This window comes from Acetobacter thailandicus, assembly GCF_011516655.1.
Lineage (GTDB): Bacteria > Pseudomonadota > Alphaproteobacteria > Acetobacterales > Acetobacteraceae > Acetobacter > Acetobacter thailandicus.
In genome coordinates, this window is the sequence record NZ_WOSV01000035.1 from 1 (window position 1) to 1,526 (window position 1,526).

General features: G+C 52.9%; 1 protein-coding gene. It reads right to left on the bottom strand.

Annotated elements, in window-relative coordinates; genetic code table 11:
- The coding region (locus tag GOB58_RS12850; protein WP_242005362.1) for a carbohydrate porin at positions 1-1,496 on the bottom strand (1,496 nt) is incomplete at its 3' end.
- Between the last annotated feature and the right edge of the window lie 30 nt (positions 1,497-1,526).

The following is a 1,526-nucleotide window of genomic DNA, read 5'->3' on the forward strand; positions in this document are numbered from 1 at the left end:
GGCGCCAGGTTAAAACCATACAGCGCCTCAAGCATCGTCTCAGAATCAGGCCACTTGCTGTTATAACCCTGCGACTGCAGCGAGGCATTCATTGAGCGGGTCACTTTGTGGTTCCATAAAAAGCTCTGCACAACAACACCGGCATAATCGCTCGGACGCGAACTGAACGGACCCCAGTCAAACAACCCGCCGACAAAACCGTCTTTCGCCGTGCCATCACCCGATGTCAGGAAGTTGGCTGCACCAAAGGCTATCAGCCCACGTGTGCCATTTGCATCAGGCTTCCAGATCATCTGCTGGGCCTGCAGATAAATCGTGCTGCGGCCACGCTTCTCCAGCGGTGTGCCGCCAGCCGTCGCATAGATCTGATGCTGAGTGTTATAAAGCGGGTCATCATAAGGCGACGTGTCATACGTAAAGCCCAGCGCATAAGAGCGCGGGTATTTATCAGTCGTAAAGTCAGTATGATACCCTGCCTCAACCGGAATAAACGCACCGGTCGATTTACCAAAGCCCCAGTCCTCACCAGGCCAGCCATTATGGTTGCTCTGCTTCAGCCAGGGTTCAACCTCATACACACCGCCTTTAATATAGGTCGAGGCGGTTGGTTTAACCAGAATACGTGCCGCCCATGTGGCAGAGGTAAAGGAAGGCGACGAGCCATCAATTGTCAGCGTTGTGGGCGAAGAGCACAGGAAGGTTGCGAACATACAGTAAAGTTCTGACCCCTCAAACTCACCCCCTTTGGGGTTGGCCCGGCCGGCAAGAATATACAGATGCTTATTAAACAGCTCCTGATCCCAGGTCATTTCTCTGACCATAACGCCATCATGGCTGCCCCAGGTGCTCAGCCATGACCAGTCTGACGCACTATAGTCCCAGCTGCGCCCCTGCCCGGCCACATCGTTGAGGATAATGTGCATCTGTGCACCCTTAACCCCGGCGATACGGTTCATATCCAGGTTCACACCAAACAGGGCCCAGTTGGTATAGGCCGAGCCCTTTTTATACCCGCCACCGGCATAACCGTTATACTGGCCCACGTTAAAGCCTGTGAAATAAACACCCTGACTGGCCAGAAACTTCCCCGCATCCTCAATCGGTTTATAATGCAGCGAGAACAGATAAGGCTGTGTTGCAGTTGAGTGGGCACCCTTACCGTTAGGCGCAACAGCACCACCCACACCGTTGGTCGAGGGCACAAAGCGCGGCACTGTGGGCTGTGTGGGGGCATGTGCGGCATCGTAATAATGCCGGTTACCATTCACAAAATAAAAATTACCGACCTTTTCAGCTCCTTTAGGAAGAACAGGGGCTTCATGTGCGGGTTTTTCAGCAACCTGTTCGGGTATTGCCGCAAAAACCATGCCAGGCCACAGGGCACCAGCAACACCATAACAGCCCATACGCTTTGTCGCATGAAACAGAGAGGAGGCTTTTTGTCCGATAATACTGTTGATCACGCTTATTGTCCTGATCTGCTCCTGGATACGCATATCCAGACCCCTTGGGAAAATAATACCAGA